Origin of the sequence: Halomonas sp. AOP27-A1-41, assembly GCF_052378605.1 — a bacterium.
GTDB lineage: Bacteria > Pseudomonadota > Gammaproteobacteria > Pseudomonadales > Halomonadaceae > Vreelandella > Vreelandella citrativorans.
Window position 1 is genome coordinate 421,163 of the sequence record NZ_JBQSXT010000001.1, and the last position, 16,850, is coordinate 438,012.

The window sequence follows — 16,850 nt, forward strand, 5'->3', positions numbered from 1 at the left end:
TGAATACCCTGAAGGGATGAGTAAGAGTCATGGTGAAAGTGCGTGAAGACCAGCCGCTAATGGATAGCGGCAGGGTAGACATACAACAATGGTTAACGCGCCTGCAAGAAGATGTGCGTCTAAGTGATCCTGAGCGCCTTATTGAAGCCTGCGAACTGGCAGAGCAACTCGAACGTGAGGCGCCTCGTACTCATCGTGAATGGTTATCTCCTGGTTCAAGCTTTCGTATGGGGCTTGAAATGGCAGACATTTTGGCAGACCTAACGCTTGACCAGGCGACCCTGGAAGCGGCCGTGCTCTATCGCGCCGTGCGCGAAGGTCTGTTGAGTCTGGAGGCCGTCTCCAAGCGGTTTGGCAGTGAGGTTGCCAGGTTAATTGATGGCGTCCTGCAAATGGCCGCCATCAGCTATCCACTCGCGCCCAACCACGGTATGGCCCAGCATAACCAGCAGGAAAACCTGCGTAAAATGCTGGTCAACATGGTGAGCGATGTTCGCGTTGCGCTTATTAAAATCGCCGAGCGCACCTGTGCGCTGCGTCAGGTCAAGGATGCTCCGCTTGAAAAATGTCTGCAGGTAGCCCGCGAAGTCGCCGACATTTATGCGCCTCTCGCGCATCGCTTAGGGGTGGGGCAAATCAAGTGGGAACTTGAAGACCTGTCGTTTCGCTATTTACACGAAGATGAGTACAAGGCGATCGCCAAGCTGCTTGCTGAGAAGCGCCTGGATAGAGAGCACTATATCCACGACGTGGTCGAAACGATTAAAACGTTGATGGAAGCTCAGCATATTACCCATCATGACGTGAGTGGCCGAGCCAAACATATTTACTCGATCTGGCGTAAAATGAAGCGCAAAGGGATCGATTTTTCTGACGTACACGACGTTCGTGCGGTGCGTATTTTGGTGCCAGAAGTCACCGACTGTTACACCGTATTAGGAATTGTGCATTCGCGTTGGCACCATGTTCCAGACGAATTTGACGACTATATCGCCAATCCTAAAAAGAACGGCTATCAATCGCTTCATACCGCAGTGGTCGGGCCTGAGAACAAAGTCCTCGAAATTCAAATCCGCACGTTCGCCATGCATGACGACGCAGAACTCGGGGTATGTGCCCACTGGCGTTATAAAGGGCACGACACCAACGCGAAAAGCCGTAGCTACGAAGAAAAAATTGCCTGGCTGCGTCAAGTGCTTGAGTGGCAGGACGAAGTGGGTGATTTTGGTGATCTGCGCGAAGGGCTTTCAAGTGACGTGGCCCCCGACCGCAACTATGTCTTTACGCCTGACGGTCATGTGATCGATTTGCCGCGTATTGCCACCCCGATTGATTTTGCGTATCGGGTTCATACCGAAATTGGCCACCGCTGCCGGGGCGCCAAAATTAACGGGCGCATTGTTCCGCTGACCTATGAGCTTAAAACGGGCCAGCAGGTGGAAATTCTTACCGCCACCAAAGCCGGGCCAAGCCGCGACTGGCTCAATCCTAATCTTGGCTATGTGCGCACGTCACGAGCGCGCGCCAAAATTCAGGCATGGTTTAAGCATCAGGCCAGAGGCCAAAACCTGGAAGAGGGCCGGGTACTTTTTGAGCGAGAAATGCGCCGTCTTGATGTCGACCAGTTGGATCTCCCCAAATTGGCCGACGCGGTTAATTATCAAAACGCTGATGATATGTATGCCGCTATCGGGGCAGGCGACCTGCGTATTGGGCAGGTACTACACCAGGCCCAGCAGTTATTTGGCGAGACTGACGATCAGGAACAGTTGGAACGTTTACTTGCCAAACCGCGCAAGCAGCCGAGCAAACCCTCTAAAAGTGACATTACCGTGCTTGGCGTGGGCAATCTTAAAACCAGCATGGCTAACTGCTGCCGCCCCGTTCCGGGCGAGCCGATTGTAGGGTTTATCACCCAAGGGCGAGGGGTTACCGTACACCGTCAGGACTGCAACAATATCCTCCAACTGCGTATGGAAGAGCCCCAACGTATCATCGAAGTAGAGTGGGGCGAGCGCGCCCATACGCGTTATCCGGTCACTATCGAAATCCAGGCCTGGGACCGCTCGGGCCTACTGCGCGATGTGACGGGCCTTCTAGGCAATGAGAAAGTCAATGTGCTGGCGGTGAATACGCTAACGGATACCAACGAAGGCATCGCTCGCCTGAGGATTACGTTAGAAGTGGATGGACTTGAATCTTTGGGGCGGCTCTTCTCACGTATTCAGCAACTGCCCAATGTGACCGAAGTGCGCCGCCTGCGAAACGCAGACCCTGAAAAAGGTGCCTAATATGGAGCGGCTTGATGCGCTATGATCTGGATGACCTGCTGACATTAATGCAGGTACTGCGCGACCCCGAGCAAGGGTGCCCGTGGGATATTAAGCAAGGCTGGGACAGTATCGTTCCTCATACGCTGGAAGAAGCCTACGAGGTTGCCGATGCCATTGAGCGGCGCGCCTTTGATGAGCTGCCGGGGGAGCTTGGCGATTTACTCTTTCAAGTCATCTATTACGCTCAGTTTGGTGCAGAAGAGCAGCGCTTTGATTTTCACGATATCGTACATACGTTGACGACTAAAATGCTGCGCAGGCACCCGCATGTGTTTCCGGAGGGTACGCTTGGCTCGCGTAGGCCGCCAGATGTTAGCGCTGAAGTGCTACAGACCCAACAGATTAATCAGCGCTGGGAGTCACTTAAGGCGGAAGAGCGCGCCCAACGTGTCATTGAGGTGCCTTCGGTACTTGATGACGTACCTTGCACGTTGCCCGCGTTAAGCCGTGCGAACAAGCTTTCAAAGCGCGCGGCCCGGGCAGGTTTTGATTGGCCCGATACGCAGGGCGTTCTGGATAAAATCCGTGAAGAGCTGGATGAGGTAGAAGAAGCACTGGCGGCAGGGGATACACGCCATGCTCAGGAAGAAGTAGGTGATTTATTGTTTGCGGTAACCAACTTGGCCCGCCGTCTGGGTGCTGATCCTGAACAGTGCTTACGTGGCACCAATCGTAAATTTGAACGCCGTTTTCGCTATGTTGAGCATGCCTTAAACGCGGCCCATCGACCGATAACGGAAGCCTCGCTGGACGAGATGGAAGCTCACTGGCAGGCGGCTAAACATCAAGAATAAAGCATAAATTGATCATTAATAATGACGCGACCCCGCTAGGAGGCCTTGCCAATGAGTCACGACCTGCACGAATCGCTGCGCGATAACGTACGCATTTTAGGAGATAGTCTGGGACGCACCATAGCGGACGACCTGGGACAGGCATTTGTAGATAAAATTGAGACGATCCGAGCGCATGCCAAGCAAGGTCGTCAAGGTGACTCACTCCAGCAGCGCGCACTTATTGAGTATTTACGCCAGTTACCTGAGCGTGACCTGCTACCTGTTACACGTGCTTTTAACCAGTTCTTGAATCTTGCCAATATTGCCGAGCAGCACTATCGCGCACGTTTTCGCCGTGTAGAAGACTACAAACCCGGTACCCAGCCGACTCTCAACGGGCTGCTTGAACGGGCCCAACTGGCGGGTAATTCACCGCGTAAGCTGGTCGAAACACTCGCCAATATGCGGGTGGAACTGGTGCTTACTGCCCACCCGACAGAAGTTATTCGCCGTACGCTAATCCAAAAATACGACGCAATTGATGAGTGCCTAACCGCCATCGAAGGTTCTGGCGACTATCCAGAGCGCGGTAAGCGCGCTCACGGGCGGTTAGAAGAATTGATTAGCCAGGCATGGCATACCGATGAAATTCGCCATGAGCGGCCAACCCCGGTTGATGAAGCCAAATGGGGGTTTGCGGTTATCGAGAACTCGCTATGGCAAGCCGTGCCTGACTTCCATCGTGATCTGGATAATTTACTGCTGGATACTGCCGGTGAGCGCCTTCCGCTGGATGCCGCACCCATTCGCTATGCTTCATGGATGGGGGGCGACCGGGACGGCAACCCTAATGTTACTTCACGGATCACCCGGGAAGTGCTACTTCTGGGGCGCTGGATGGCCGCAGACCTTTACCTGCGCGACCTGGAACAGCTTAAAACCGAGCTTTCCATGTGGAAGGCCAATAGCGCACTAAAAGCAGAAGTGGGCGATGTCGCTGAGCCGTATCGTGAACTGCTTAAACGCCTTTTAGCCAAGGTGGAAGCAACCCGGGACTGGGCCAAGGCGAAGCTGGATGGCCGCAACTACGACGGCGGGCCGATTATTGAAACCCGCGACCAACTTTATGCGCCGCTGCTGGCTTGCTACCGCTCTTTATGCGATGTGGGTTTGGACACCATTGCCAATGGCGCCTTGCTCGATACGCTGCGCCGCGTCGCCGTGTTTGGAGTCACGCTGACCAAGCTGGATTTACGTCAAGAAGCCAGCCGCCACGCCCAAGTGATCGAAGAACTCACCAGCACATTAGGCCTGGGACACTACCAGGAGTGGAACGAAGCTCAGCGTCAAGCATTCCTACTGGAAGAGCTGGCGTCTAGTCGACCACTGATCCCACGCCGTTGGGAGTGCTCTGCCGAGTGTCGTGAAGTGCTGGATACCTTTAAGGTCATCGCTCAGGAGCATTCAGAGGCACTGGGTACCTACATTATTTCCATGGCTGGCGAACCGTCAGATGTGTTGACCGTTGCGCTGTTAATGAAAGAGGTGGGTGGCCAAGTCACGCTGCCCATTGCACCTCTGTTTGAAACCCTCAACGACCTGGATCACGCGGATGCGGTTATCGAACAGCTCCTGTCGCTGCCTGGTTACCGAGCACTGATTAATGACCGGCAGGAAATCATGATCGGTTACTCCGACTCTGCCAAGGATGCCGGGCAACTGGCGGCGGCCTGGGCGCAGTATCGGGCTCAGGAAGCGCTGGTGAATGTGTGTGAAAAACACGGTGTTGACCTGACCCTGTTCCACGGCCGCGGCGGCACCGTCGGTCGTGGGGGCGGCCCCGCTCACGCAGCGATCTTGTCGCAGCCGCCGGGCTCGGTAAACGGCAGTTTGCGGGTGACCGAGCAGGGGGAAATGATTCGCTTCAAGTTTGGCCAGCCGGATATCGCGCTGCGGTCAATGGAGATTTACGCTTGCGCGGTGCTTGAGGCTACCTTGCTACCGCCACCGGCGCCTGACCCCCGCTGGCGCGAAGAGATGGATAAGCTCGCCCACATTGCGCACGTCGGTTACGTGGGCGTGGTGCGCGAGGACCCTGACTTTGTGCCTTACTTCCGTGCGGTAACGCCAGAGGGGGCGCTCGGTAGGTTGCCGCTGGGGTCACGCCCCACCAAGCGGCGCCAGGACGGTGGCGTTGAAACGCTGCGTGCGATTCCGTGGATTTTCGCCTGGACCCAAATTCGCCTAATGCTGCCCGCATGGCTAGGCAGTGGCGAAGCGTTCCTGCAGCGCCTGGAAGAGCCCGGCGGACGCGAGCTGCTCCAGGACATGCGCGATCAATGGCCATTTTTTGGCACTTACCTGGATATGTTGGAAATGTTACTGGCCAAAGCTGATGTGGCCATTGCGGCGTACTATGAGCACCGGCTAGTGGATGAGCCATCCTTAAAAGCCCTGGGCAAAAAGCTTCGCGAGCGTTTTGAGCGGTTGGAAAACGTGGTGCTGGAAATACTCGAGCAGGATGAGTTGCTTGAGAAGACGCCACTGATCCGCCAGGCCATTGATGTGCGTAACCCCTACATTGACCCGCTGCACGGGTTGCAGGCTGAGCTTTTACAGCGTAACCGCGACGCCGATGGTGCAATCAGCGGCGATCTTTCCCGGGCGCTAATGGTGACCATGGCAGGTATCTCGGCGGGGCTGCGCAATACGGGTTAATTAGCGGCAACATTAGAAGTGCGTATACCGCCAGTACGGCTGGCGGCATTTATGTATGTTCTTAGGAGGCGGCAATGAATTTGGATGCTCAAGCGGTGTTGCAGTTCTGGTTTAATGAACTAACCCCGGCGCAGTGGTTTAAGAAAGACGCCGAGATGGACGCCGCTATCATGGCGCGTTTTGGAGAGCTGCACGGCCATGTTGCCCAGTGCGAATGTTATACATGGCGGGATACACCGCAGGGGCGTTTGGCCGAAATTATTGTGCTTGATCAGTTTTCGCGCAATATGTACCGCGATAATGCCCGCGCGTTTGCGTTTGATGCGCTCGCGCTTGCTCTCGCCCAGGAAGCCGTGGCAGCAGGTGCCGACATGGCGTTAACGCCTGAAGAGCGCAGCTTTTTATATATGCCCTATATGCATAGTGAATCGAAAACGATTCATGCCCAGGCAATGGTGCTGTTCGACCAGCCCGGGCTTGAAAATAATCTTGATTTTGAAGTTCGTCATAAGGCGATTATTGACCGCTTTGGTCGTTATCCTCATCGCAATATGCTATTGGGGAGAGCGTCCAGCGATGAAGAAATCGCCTTTCTAGAACAGCCTGGCTCCTCTTTCTAGCGGCGCTTTTATCCACTTTTAGCCTTACGGCGTGTTATGTCATTACGAAAATCGACTCGAATCAATAAGTATATTAGTGAAAGCGGCCTTTGCTCGCGCCGTGAGGCAGACCGCTATGTAGAGCAGGGCAATGTCTGGATCAATGGCCGTCGTGCGACAACCGGTGACCAGGTAATGGCTGGTGATCGTGTAAAGGTGAATGGTCAGGAAATTGAGCCCCAGGAGGAAGAGGACTTTATTCTGATTGCGCTCAATAAGCCTGTCGGTATTGTGAGCACGACTGAATCGAGTGAAAAAGACAATATTGTTGAGTTTGTAAAGCATGGAGCACGTATTTTCCCCATTGGTCGGCTGGATAAAGACTCCCAAGGGCTGATCTTTTTAACCAATAATGGGGATCTGGTTAATAAAATTCTCCGTGCCAACAACAATCACGAAAAAGAGTACCAGGTAACGGTTAACAAGCCGATTACGGAGGAATTTGTTGAGGGGATGCAAAAGGGTGTGCCGATTCTTGGCCAGGTCACCAAGAAGTGCCAGGTGAAGAAAGTGTCCACTTTTGTGTTTACTGTCACGCTAGTGCAGGGGTTAAATCGCCAGATACGCCGGATGTGCGAATACTTCGGTTATGACGTTACCCAATTAATACGCACGCGGATCATGAATGTGTCTTTGAAGGGGTTGGCACTGGGTGACTGGCGTGATTTAACGCCCAAAGAGGTGGAGACCATCATTGCCCTGACGGAGAGCGCTGACGGTAGTGCAGCGCCGGCTAAGCCGAAAGCCAAGCCTCGGGCACCTAGTGGGCAACGTCCACGTAAGGGAAAACCGGGAGCGGGGGCAAAATCCGCTAGTGCTGGCAAAGCGGCGGGCAGTAAAACGCGCTCAAACACCAAGGGCAAGCCCGGTACTTCCAAAGCGCACCCTAACGCAAAAACCGCAGCAGGGGGCAAACCTGCAGCCCAAGGCAAGCGTAGTAGTAAGTCTTTTGGTAAAGGGCAGCCCGGGGCAGGTAAACCAGCCGCGCGAGGAAAAGCGCCGCGTCCCAAAACGAAACGCTAGGCTTTTTAAGCGCTTGCATGGATTAGCCAGGAAACATTCAAAATAAGCGAAGGAGACTTGGGAATCAAAAAATTGCGATAAGGTAAAGTTGCTGAAAACACCTTGTCCCTTCGTGAAAGTGCCAACTAAGGTATTGATACTTGGATATCATTGGAGGACCTTATGATGGCAGAGCATAATCTTCAAGATGCCACCGTTTATACCCAGGACGGTAGTGCGCTAGGCACGGTTTCAGATGATAGTGCTGAAACAAAAGTTGAGATACTCAAGGCAGGGGGAAGCCGTATCTGGGTCGAACGGCATGACCTGAAAGAGTGTGATGGTCAATGGACACTGGCTGAAAATTACACGGTTTACTCGGCTGATAACGTCAATGGTGACTGGACGGAAGGAGGGGTGGACGACACGGTTGATGACACCTTTCCAGCCAGTGATCCGCCCTCATTTACATTAGGCGATGAAGGTAAGGGGCGTTAAACCACTCGCCAACATTAAAAAGCGGGAGACGTCATTAAACGGCCTCCCGCTTTTTTTGTGGCGTATTTTAAAATGAATTATGCCAGCAAGAAGTTGGCAATCAGCTCTTTACCCCCTTCGGTGGCAAAGGATTCGGGGTGAAACTGAATGCCGTGGATCGGATAGTCGCGGTGTTTGACGCCCATCAGCTCGAACTCCCCAGCGGCTTCCCAGTGCTCTCGCTGTTCAAAGTGGGCCGCCTCCAGGCTACCCACCGCAGCGGTCACTTCCAGGCACTCGGGTAGCGAACCTGCATCAGCAATTAGCGAGTGGTAGCGCATCACCTCAAGCTGGTCCGGCACGCCTTTAAATACCGACTGCTGAGTATGCGTAACGGGACTGATCTTGCCGTGCATGGGGAGCGGTGCTTTCACCACTTGGCCGCCAAACACATGAACAATTCCCTGCATCCCGAGGCAGACACCTAACAGCGGTGTGGTCTTCCCCAGTTCTTTGATGACCTCTGCGCAGACGCCGAAGTAGCGTGGGTCGTCTGGCGAGCCAGGCCCCGGCGAAATAATAATACGGTCCGGCGCCATTGCCACAATATCGGTAAATTGAACCTGGTCGTTACGCTTTACCACGATCTCAAAGTTATTCACCGCGCCACGGTTTTTTTCTGTGGTGAGAATCTCGCCAATAAATTGGTACAGGTTGTAGGTGAACGAATCGTAGTTATCGATGATTAACACTTTCATGCCAGGCTCTCCGAATCCATAAAGGGGGCTAAGGCTTTACGCGTGCCGGCAAATTTACGGCGTATTTCTTCATACTCATCGGCGGCGTTACTATCAAACACGTTGCCACCACAGGTCTGCACATAGGCCCGCTCGCCGTTGACAAACACGGTGCGAATCGGGATCGCAAAAGTGCAGTCACCGTTAAACGAAAACTGGCCAACCGCGCCGCCGTAAGGGCCCCGGCCATCGTTTTCCAGGTCATCGATAATTTTCATGGCTTCAATTTTGGGCGCACCGGTAAGCGTGCCCGCAGGGAAGTTGCTGGCCAAGGCGCTAAACATGTCTTCGCCCTCGGCAATAATGCCGACGATTTCGCTGGAAATATGCTGAACATGGCTAAAGCGCTTAATGTCCATCAGGCTGCGCACCTTGACCGTGCCAAACTGGGCAACCCGACCAATATCATTGCGATGTAGATCAACGATCATATTGTGCTCGGCAATCTCTTTAGGATCGTTAAGCAGGGTACGGGCCAGCTGAGTATCTTCCTGAGGCGTTTGGCCTCGGGTGGTGGTGCCTGCTAGCGGGAAAGTTTCCATTTCACCCTGGCGCAAGCGGAAGAGAAGCTCCGGGCTTGCACCGATCAGCTTCTGATCACCAAACTTCATGTAGTACATCTGAGGAGAAGGGTTAATCGTGCGCAGCTGGTCGTACAGAGCGACCGTATCGCCCTCGATACGAAAGCGCTTTTTAAACCCGACTTCACACTGGAACACCTTGCCATCGATAATATCCTGCTTGACCTTGGCGACCGCTGCGGCGTGTTCTGCTTGGCTCATGGTGTCGCCAAGCGCGGTGATTTTTAGGTCGTCGCTCTCAATATCCTTAGCGTCGATAAGCGTTTGCAGGAAATCAGAGCGGCTATGGTCGTAATAGAAGTAGGTTACCTCGCCGGTCATCTTATCGAGGATAAGCCCATCTTTATAAAGTCCAAACCGAAACGTATCGAAGTCATCATTGGCTTTTAAAGAAAGCGTAGGCTCGAAATACTGCATCGCATCGTAGCCTAAATAGCCGCTTAGCCCGCCGGCATACTTGCGCGAAATAATATTTTGCGGGATCAGGCTGCGCAGTAATTCATAAGGATTATCGCTTGGGTAGTGCTCGGCCTTGCCGGCACGATCCTCGATGGTCAGCGTTTGGCCATTCGCGTAAATGGTATATTCAGGATCAAATCCAATGATTGAATGACGGGCGATGTGGCTGTCTTCACCCAGCGATTCAAGCATGTAACAGGTATCGAACTGCTTCTCTATTTTTTTGAATAGGCCAAAAAAGTCACAGTCTGCGGCAAGCGTGACGTAGTGGGGCTTACGCGACAGAGTAAACGGACGCGGGCCAGCATCTGATTGAGCGTGGATAGTCATGATTCAGCGATCCAGTAATGAGTGAGAAGTGCCTAGCGCGCGCGAGCCGCGAGAAACCGTCGCAATGCCGACTCCCAGCAATTCAGCAATTTTGCGGTGTGGTACGCCATCACGCAGTAAATTAAAAATCTGCAGGCGTTTGCTGATTTCCTGGTACTCTGCAGGCGTCAGAAGGCTTTCAAGTGCTTCATTCATGGCCTCAGAGCTATCAATGGCCACAAGGTAATTAATCAATTCAGTTTGGTAAACATCATCGGTAGAACTGGATATAGACATGCGCGCACCAATAGTTGAATGCCGTACTAGTGTACTAGTACGATATATTGGTTGGCGAAGAAGTCAAGTCGTTCGAGGGGCAAGTCACTCAAAGAGCAAGTCGTTCGATGGAATAGCCCTACGAGTAATTTGGTGCAGCAAGGGCAGGGCACTGGCGTATCAAGTGCGAAGCATTAACGGGCGCTCATCGTCTAATATAGCGATATCTCGTTTAAGGAGTGCGGTATGACGGCCTATTTTATTCAAGCATTTATCTACCTTTTGGCGGCAGTCATTGCGGTGCCACTGGCCAAGCGGCTGGGTTTGGGGTCAGTGTTGGGCTATCTTATCGCCGGGGTTACCATTGGCCCGGTATTTGGCTTGGTTGGGCAGGAAACCAACACCATTCAGCACTTTGCCGAGTTTGGTGTAGTCATGATGCTGTTTCTGGTCGGTATGGAGCTTGACCCCAAAAGCCTTTGGGCGATGCGGGTTCGCCTGGTCGGCCTTGGTGGCTTGCAAGTAATCATTACCGCAGCGGCAGGTACGCTGATTGCCTGGTGGTTAGGTCTGGTATGGCAAACCGCGCTAACCGTCGGGTTGATTTTTGCGCTCTCTTCTACCGCTATTGTGTTGCAAACCCTCAATGAAAAAGGCCTGGCGAAAACCGAAGGCGGGCGTAGCGCATTTTCCGTTCTGCTTTTTCAGGATATAGCGGTTATCCCGATGCTGGCGCTTATTCCGCTTTTAGCGCTGCCCGAATTAATGGGGGCACCAGGTGGTGAGCCCGACCATGGTAGCTTCAATTTGGTCGCGCACCTGACTGGCTGGACCCATGCGCTAGTGGTGGTAGGCTCCATTGCTGCGGTGATACTTGGTGGGTATTACCTGGGGCCGTTGCTCTTTCGTTATGTGGTGGGCGCAGGGCTTCGCGAAGTATTTACCGCCACGGCACTGATGGTGGTTATCGGTATTGCAGCACTTATGAGCCTGGTGAATTTATCACCAGCACTGGGGGCATTCTTGGCCGGTGTCGTGCTTGCCAACAGTGAGTTTAAGCATGAGCTGGAAGCCAATATCGAGCCCTTTAAAGGTTTACTGCTGGGGCTATTTTTCATCACTGTTGGTGCAGGCATTAATTTCGATGTGTTGGCGGCCGAGTGGGCCACCGTCGTGTCGTTGGGTATTGCCGTCATTGTTGTTAAAGCGGTCGTGTTATTGGCGCTTGCCTGGTTATTCAAGATCAAGGGAAGCAACTTTTGGCTCTTTGCGCTGAGCCTGGCCCAAGCAGGCGAGTTTGGCTTTGTACTGCTGACCTACAGCGTACAAAGCAGCGTGATACCAGCAGATACCGCGCAAGTGCTCTCGCTGGTCGTCGCCCTTTCAATGTTTTTAACGCCGCTCCTGTTTATTGCTTATGACCGCTTGGTGCTGCCGCACTATCTGGTTGCAAAAGAGGGCCGAGATGCCGATGCCATTGAGGAACAGGCGCCCGTTATCATTGCGGGAGTAGGGCGCTTTGGGCAAATCATCTGCCGCCTGCTGCGGGCCAATAATATCCCGATGGTAGTGCTTGATCTTGAGCTGGAGCAGATCGAAAACTCACGTCGAATCAATATTAAAAGCTACTTCGGCGATGCCAGCCGTTCTGACCTGTTGGAAAGGGCGGGGATTGAAAGCGCCCGCCTTTTGGTGGTCGCCATTGATGATCGTGAGCGTGCTGTACAGATGACTCAACACGTAAAACACTACTATCCCAACGTGTGGGTGCTGGCGCGCGCTTTTGACCGTGGGCATGGTTATCAACTGCGTGAAGCCGGGGCCGATGATGTGGTGAGTGAAACGTATCATTCCGCACTAGAGCTTGGCGGCCATGCACTATCGGCCATGGGCGTACATCCCATGCGGGCCAAGCAAATGACCTGGTCATTTGTACAAAATGAAGAAGCCCATGAAGACGAACTGTTTGAGGCTTGGAAAGAGATCGAAGGCGGCATCAGCTTTAGCCCGCGTTATGGTGAGCTATTTATGAAACTGGAGGAGTCACTTAATAGCGCGATGCAGCAGGACTGGCAGGAACCCAAGCGTGAGGATGTGCCGATTTGGACGGTACCTGTAGAAGACCAGTGGTAGGTTAATAACGCAAACGTACTGAGAGGTAATGACTAAAACGGCAAATGCAGCGAGGCGCTGAGTTGATTGAGATGGCTTAGCGTCGGCGCATCTACGCGCTCATATTCCAAGCGCGTGACCATCTGGTTAAGCGTCATGGTGGCACCAAAGCCTTGAAGCCAAGCAGTGCCGCCTTCGTCTGCACCCTGAAGCTCATGGGTGTCGCCGCGCCATTCGGTCAGGCCAGATTTAGCGTACATGCTAAAAGCGCCCATACGTACGCCCGCTACAATGGCACCGCCTAAACTAAGCGTATCCATAATCATTGGTGACATGCTGGAGGCAATCGGAACTTCTTCGCTTTCGCGGTAGGCGATTTCAGCGCCAAGATCCAATTGAGGGAGTTGCCAAGGGCTAAAACCAGCGGTTACTCGAAAGCCTGATGTGTAGGTGTCCAGGCTGCTTAAGTCGCTGCCTTCCAGCACCACACCATTGTCCAGTTGCAGGAGTTCACTGTTGGGTGAGGCATAAGCGATCACCGGCAACGTGTCATTGGCGGTAGCGGTGAGTAAAGGTAGGGTTGAACCAACAACGCTGTACAGGAGTACCCCAGCCAAGCGTTTCATTGATGTTCCTCATCCTTGGTCTTGATTGTTATCTTAGGGTTTGTACGAAAAGTCGCTGAGCGAAGGCCAGACAAGGCAAAAATCAGCGAAAAAACGGAGTTTACATGAGTAAATGAGTATTTTGATCGGACTCGCGCACGAGCTGATTTTTAACGCCGTATGGTCGAGCGCAAGCAGTTTTCGTACAAAGCCTAACCAGCATAGCAAGAGGCTTTAACTTCTACCAAATTAATTGCGCGGTTTTGGAGGTTAAACACCAGATTTTTGCCCATTTCCATAAAGCGCTCACCAAAGACCCATTGGGGGGACAAGACAGATGCCTGGGGCGTTTGCTCCTTTCTTCTCTGGCGTTCACGCCACTCAAGCGCTCTATCACTCCAGTCAACGTTATGCTCGACAATAAAACCACAGCAGCTTAATTGCTCAATGAGCGTTTCATGGCTAAGCAGGCAGGAGTGAACGGGCGTTGCCGCCCAGGGAATAGGGTAGCGCAAGGCTTCTGCATTTTGGCCGCTAACCACTTCGTGCATTACCAACTGCCCACCGGGGCGCAGTACGCGGTAGCTCTCGGTAAGTGCCTCGTTAACGTTGGGCACGTTCAACAGGCTGTGCTGAAACACAAGCGCATCAAAGCTGTTATCGGCAAAGGGAAGGGCGCAAGCATCACCGGTTACCCAATTTAGCGAGGCGCTTTGAGAAGATGCCAGCGTGCTAAGCGTTTTATTAAGTGCGTTAAAACGGTGGGTGATGTCCAGGCCGGTCATGTGAAAACCTAACGCCGACCCTTGGCGCATTAATCCTCCCAGCCCCGCGCCAATATCCAATACCCGTAGATGAAGGGCTGGGTCCAGCAGGGCGAGTAGCCGGGCGGAGGCCGTTACGCCGCCTATATGAAGTTGGTCCAGCGGTGCTAACTGATGCAGAGTAGGTCCCGCAGGGTAATGGCGTTGAATCTGCGCTAGCACCTCGGCATCGCGTAGCCCTTGCTGATAATGCGCCGCTAAAGACATTGTCACAATGATGACTCGTCGCCCAACCCCAATTCCTGAATCGAGATTTCGCGCATCTTGAATTTCTGGATTTTGCCCGTCACGGTCATGGGGAATTCATCGACGAATTTAAAGTAGCGGGGGATCTTGAAGTGGGTGATCTTGCCTTTACAGAACTCACGCAGATCTTCACCGCTAATCTCTCCCGCCGTGGCGTTGGGTTTTACCCAGGCAACCAACTCCTCACCATACTTTTTGTCGGGTACGCCGGTGACCTGCACATCGGAAATCGCCGGGTGGGTATACAGAAACTCTTCGATTTCTTTGGGGTAGACGTTTTCGCCCCCGCGAATCACCATGTCTTTAATGCGCCCTACGATCTGAATATAACCCTCTTCATCCATGGTAGCGAGGTCGCCGGTATGCATCCAGCCGGATTCGTCGATGGCCTCACGCGTAGCTTGCTCGTTGTTCCAGTATTTAAGCATGACGCTATAGCCCCGGGTACACAGCTCGCCGATTTCACCGCGAGGTAAGATGGCACCATTGCCGGGATCAACGATTTTGCTTTCCAGGTGCGGCTGGGTACGGCCCACGGTGGAAACCCGCTTTTCAATAGTGTCATTCGCACCCGTTTGGGTAGAGACCGGGCTGGTTTCAGTCATTCCGTAGGCGATCTGTACGCCCTTCATGTTCATCTTGTTGATGACTTGTTTCATGATTTCGGCTGGGCAAATCGAGCCTGCCATGATGCCGGTACGCAGTGAAGAGAGGTCGGTGTTGGCAAACTCGGGGTGATCCAGCTCGGCGATAAACATGGTAGGCACGCCATAAAGCGCAGTGGCTTTTTGCTCGTGTACGGCTTTGAGTACTTTACCGGGGTCAAAGCCTTCATCGGGGTAAATCATCGCCGCGCCATGGGTCATACAGCCCAGGTTGCCCATCACCATGCCGAAGCAGTGATAAAGCGGCACCGGGATGACCAAGCGATCTTCGCTGGTAAAGCCCATGCTTTCAGCCACAAAAAAGCCGTTATTAAGAATATTGTGGTGAGAAAGCGTGGCGCCTTTCGGGAAGCCGGTGGTGCCCGAGGTGTATTGAATATTGATCGGGTCATCAAACTGAAGCGTGCTTTGCAGGTCGTTGACGTCGGTTTGGCTAACCTTGGCTGACTCCAGCATCAAATCTGACCAGCGCCACATGCCGGGATGCTTGTCGACGCTTAAGTTAATCACGCACTCAAGCTGGGGCAGCTTTAGCGATTTAAGCGCGCCTTCCGTACTGGTTTTAAGCTCCGGCGCCAGTTCATAGAGCATGTCGCGATAGTTAGAGTTTTTAAAGCTATCCGCGCTGACCAAAAAGCGCGCGCCGGATTGGTTAAGTGCATACTCAAGCTCATGAGTGCGGTAGGCCGGGTTGATGTTGACTAAAATAGCGCCGATTTTGGCTGTGGCGAACTGGGTTAATGTCCACTCGCTGCAGTTAGGCGCCCACATACCGACCCGATCACCACACTTCACGCCAATGGCAAGCAACGCGCGGGCGCAGCGGTTCACCTCTTCATGAAGCTCGCGATATCGCCAATGAATGTTCTGGTGCAGCACAATCAGAGCGTCATTTTCGGGATACTGCGCGGCGATTTGGTCAAATTTATCACCGATAGTCATGCCAATCAGCGGTTTGTCAGCGGTACTGCTGGCATAGCTGGGCAGGGCTTGGGTAGATAGGCTGGGGTCATGTAGCGCCATAATGTCTCTCCGTATTTTTTATTGTCTGATCGAACAGGCCGCGTTGATTGGCGTTAGGTTGAGTGTCCGCCTCTGGCCAGGGCAACGTTTGAGGTCGGCTTGCGGCCCAGGGCCTGGGTAATCCAGTTGCCGGTATCCAGCACGGCTTGCAAATCAATCCCCGTTTCAATACCTAAACCTTCCAGCAGGTAGAGCACGTCTTCAGTGGCGACGTTGCCGGAGGCACCTTTGGCATAAGGGCATCCGCCCAAACCGCCGGTCGCGGCATCAATCACGCTAATGCCTTCTTCCATGACCGCGTAAAGGTTGGCTATAGCCATACCGTAGGTATCGTGAAAATGCGCTGCCAGCCGATCAATCGGCACCTGCACGGATACGGCTTCAATCATTCGTTTGGCCGCCAGCGGCGTACCCACCCCGATGGTGTCGCCGAGGGAAATTTCATAGCAGCCCATGTCATAAAGGGCCTTGGCTACCTGAGCGACTTTCTCAGCAGGAATATCGCCTTCATAAGGGCAGCCCAGCACACAGGACACGTAGCCACGCACGCGCACATTGGCTTCCTGGGCACGCTTGAGCACAGGCTCGAATCGCTCAAGGGATTCAGCAATCGAGCAGTTGATGTTCTTCTGCGAAAACGCCTCCGAAGCCGCGCCAAATACCGCGACTTCATCGGCGCCTGCAGCCAGCGCATTTTCAAGCCCCTTGAGATTAGGGGTAAGGGCCGAGTACACCACGCCGGGAGTGCGGGTAATGCCGTGCATGACCTCGGCCGCATCGCCCATTTGCGGCACCCATTTGGGCGATACAAAGCTTGCCGCTTCAATATGGCGGATACCGGCATTGGCAAGCCGATGAATCAGCTCGATTTTAGTTGCGGTAGGCACCATGGCCCCCGGCTCGTTTTGCAGACCGTCTCTGGGGGCCATTTCGAACAGGCGTACGCGCTGGGGTAGGCTGGATGGGCGCAGTGCCATGGTAAAGCTCC

The 16,850-nt window shown here is 53.5% G+C and carries 14 protein-coding genes; 7 read left to right on the top strand and 7 right to left on the bottom strand.

Annotated elements, in window-relative coordinates:
- Nucleotides 1–29: 29 nt before the first annotated feature.
- The 6 genes from relA to ACT3TC_RS01905 all read left to right on the top strand — a co-directional run bounded on the left by relA (nucleotide 30) and on the right by ACT3TC_RS01905 (nucleotide 7,986).
- Nucleotides 30–2,291, top strand: a complete 2,262-nt coding sequence (gene relA / locus ACT3TC_RS01880; protein ID WP_193053717.1) for a GTP diphosphokinase — start codon at nucleotides 30–32, stop codon at nucleotides 2,289–2,291.
- 14 nt (nucleotides 2,292–2,305) lie between these two features.
- Nucleotides 2,306–3,127, top strand: coding sequence for a nucleoside triphosphate pyrophosphohydrolase (mazG, locus tag ACT3TC_RS01885; RefSeq protein ID WP_444621441.1), 822 nt, complete (start codon nucleotides 2,306–2,308; stop codon nucleotides 3,125–3,127).
- A 51-nt stretch (nucleotides 3,128–3,178) separates the two neighbouring features.
- Entirely contained in the window at nucleotides 3,179–5,827 is a 2,649-nt protein-coding gene (gene ppc, locus ACT3TC_RS01890; RefSeq protein ID WP_444638911.1) for a phosphoenolpyruvate carboxylase, read from the top strand.
- Between the two features lie 74 nt (nucleotides 5,828–5,901).
- Complete coding sequence (locus ACT3TC_RS01895) at nucleotides 5,902–6,447, top strand: DUF924 family protein (protein ID WP_193053718.1); 546 nt, start codon at nucleotides 5,902–5,904, stop codon at nucleotides 6,445–6,447.
- A gap of 36 nt (nucleotides 6,448–6,483) precedes the next feature.
- Nucleotides 6,484–7,509 carry a 23S rRNA pseudouridine(2604) synthase RluF gene (gene rluF / locus ACT3TC_RS01900; protein WP_444638913.1) on the top strand — a complete coding sequence of 342 codons (1,026 nt, stop codon included), beginning with the start codon at nucleotides 6,484–6,486 and terminating at the stop codon, nucleotides 7,507–7,509.
- A gap of 162 nt (nucleotides 7,510–7,671) precedes the next feature.
- Nucleotides 7,672–7,986 carry a hypothetical protein gene (locus tag ACT3TC_RS01905; RefSeq protein ID WP_172116419.1) on the top strand — a complete coding sequence of 105 codons (315 nt, stop codon included), beginning with the start codon at nucleotides 7,672–7,674 and terminating at the stop codon, nucleotides 7,984–7,986.
- A gap of 77 nt (nucleotides 7,987–8,063) precedes the next feature.
- On the opposite strand, the gene ACT3TC_RS01910 is transcribed toward ACT3TC_RS01905, so the two are convergent.
- The 3 genes from ACT3TC_RS01910 to ACT3TC_RS01920 are packed head-to-tail and all read right to left on the bottom strand — an operon-like array spanning nucleotide 8,064 to nucleotide 10,408.
- Complete coding sequence (locus ACT3TC_RS01910) at nucleotides 8,064–8,723, bottom strand: anthranilate synthase component II (RefSeq protein ID WP_444638914.1); 660 nt, start codon at nucleotides 8,721–8,723, stop codon at nucleotides 8,064–8,066.
- Nucleotides 8,720–10,132, bottom strand: coding sequence for an anthranilate synthase component I family protein (locus ACT3TC_RS01915; RefSeq protein WP_444621445.1), 1,413 nt, complete (start codon nucleotides 10,130–10,132; stop codon nucleotides 8,720–8,722). The genes ACT3TC_RS01910 and ACT3TC_RS01915 overlap by 4 nt, the downstream gene beginning before the upstream one ends.
- Before the next feature lie 3 nt (nucleotides 10,133–10,135).
- The gene (locus ACT3TC_RS01920) at nucleotides 10,136–10,408 is read right to left on the bottom strand and encodes a Trp family transcriptional regulator (protein ID WP_444621446.1); all 273 of its coding nucleotides are present in this window, start codon (nucleotides 10,406–10,408) and stop codon (nucleotides 10,136–10,138) included.
- 225 nt (nucleotides 10,409–10,633) lie between these two features.
- Here ACT3TC_RS01920 and ACT3TC_RS01925 point away from each other — a divergent pair, with 225 nt between their 5' ends.
- Complete coding sequence (locus ACT3TC_RS01925; protein ID WP_444638915.1) at nucleotides 10,634–12,520, top strand: monovalent cation:proton antiporter-2 (CPA2) family protein; 1,887 nt, start codon at nucleotides 10,634–10,636, stop codon at nucleotides 12,518–12,520.
- 32 nt (nucleotides 12,521–12,552) lie between these two features.
- Here the strand turns inward: ACT3TC_RS01925 and ACT3TC_RS01930 are convergent, their stop codons facing one another.
- The 4 genes from ACT3TC_RS01930 to ACT3TC_RS01945 form a co-directional block, all read right to left on the bottom strand.
- Complete coding sequence (locus ACT3TC_RS01930) at nucleotides 12,553–13,125, bottom strand: hypothetical protein (protein WP_193054109.1); 573 nt, start codon at nucleotides 13,123–13,125, stop codon at nucleotides 12,553–12,555.
- Between the two features lie 191 nt (nucleotides 13,126–13,316).
- Entirely contained in the window at nucleotides 13,317–14,135 is an 819-nt protein-coding gene (locus ACT3TC_RS01935) for a class I SAM-dependent methyltransferase (protein WP_444638954.1), read from the bottom strand.
- 2 nt (nucleotides 14,136–14,137) lie between these two features.
- Nucleotides 14,138–15,862 carry an AMP-binding protein gene (locus tag ACT3TC_RS01940; protein WP_444638917.1) on the bottom strand — a complete coding sequence of 575 codons (1,725 nt, stop codon included), beginning with the start codon at nucleotides 15,860–15,862 and terminating at the stop codon, nucleotides 14,138–14,140.
- 53 nt (nucleotides 15,863–15,915) lie between these two features.
- A complete protein-coding gene (locus ACT3TC_RS01945) occupies nucleotides 15,916–16,839 on the bottom strand; it encodes a hydroxymethylglutaryl-CoA lyase (protein WP_172116425.1) in 924 nt (307 codons plus the stop codon).
- Nucleotides 16,840–16,850: the final 11 nt, after the last annotated feature.

Bases quoted from the DNA above. Each gene is read 5' to 3' on its own strand.
- relA (WP_193053717.1), top strand. From the start codon at position 30: ATGGTGAAAGTGCGTGAAGACCAGCCGCTAATGGATAGCGGCAGGGTA.
- mazG (WP_444621441.1), top strand. From the start codon at position 2,306: ATGCGCTATGATCTGGATGACCTGCTGACATTAATGCAGGTACTGCGC.
- ppc (WP_444638911.1), top strand. From the start codon at position 3,179: ATGAGTCACGACCTGCACGAATCGCTGCGCGATAACGTACGCATTTTA.
- ACT3TC_RS01895 (WP_193053718.1), top strand. From the start codon at position 5,902: ATGAATTTGGATGCTCAAGCGGTGTTGCAGTTCTGGTTTAATGAACTA.
- rluF (WP_444638913.1), top strand. From the start codon at position 6,484: ATGTCATTACGAAAATCGACTCGAATCAATAAGTATATTAGTGAAAGC.
- ACT3TC_RS01905 (WP_172116419.1), top strand. From the start codon at position 7,672: ATGATGGCAGAGCATAATCTTCAAGATGCCACCGTTTATACCCAGGAC.
- ACT3TC_RS01910 (WP_444638914.1), bottom strand. From the start codon at position 8,723: ATGAAAGTGTTAATCATCGATAACTACGATTCGTTCACCTACAACCTG.
- ACT3TC_RS01915 (WP_444621445.1), bottom strand. From the start codon at position 10,132: ATGACTATCCACGCTCAATCAGATGCTGGCCCGCGTCCGTTTACTCTG.
- ACT3TC_RS01920 (WP_444621446.1), bottom strand. From the start codon at position 10,408: ATGTCTATATCCAGTTCTACCGATGATGTTTACCAAACTGAATTGATT.
- ACT3TC_RS01925 (WP_444638915.1), top strand. From the start codon at position 10,634: ATGACGGCCTATTTTATTCAAGCATTTATCTACCTTTTGGCGGCAGTC.
- ACT3TC_RS01930 (WP_193054109.1), bottom strand. From the start codon at position 13,125: ATGAAACGCTTGGCTGGGGTACTCCTGTACAGCGTTGTTGGTTCAACC.
- ACT3TC_RS01935 (WP_444638954.1), bottom strand. From the start codon at position 14,135: ATGTCTTTAGCGGCGCATTATCAGCAAGGGCTACGCGATGCCGAGGTG.
- ACT3TC_RS01940 (WP_444638917.1), bottom strand. From the start codon at position 15,862: ATGGCGCTACATGACCCCAGCCTATCTACCCAAGCCCTGCCCAGCTAT.
- ACT3TC_RS01945 (WP_172116425.1), bottom strand. From the start codon at position 16,839: ATGGCACTGCGCCCATCCAGCCTACCCCAGCGCGTACGCCTGTTCGAA.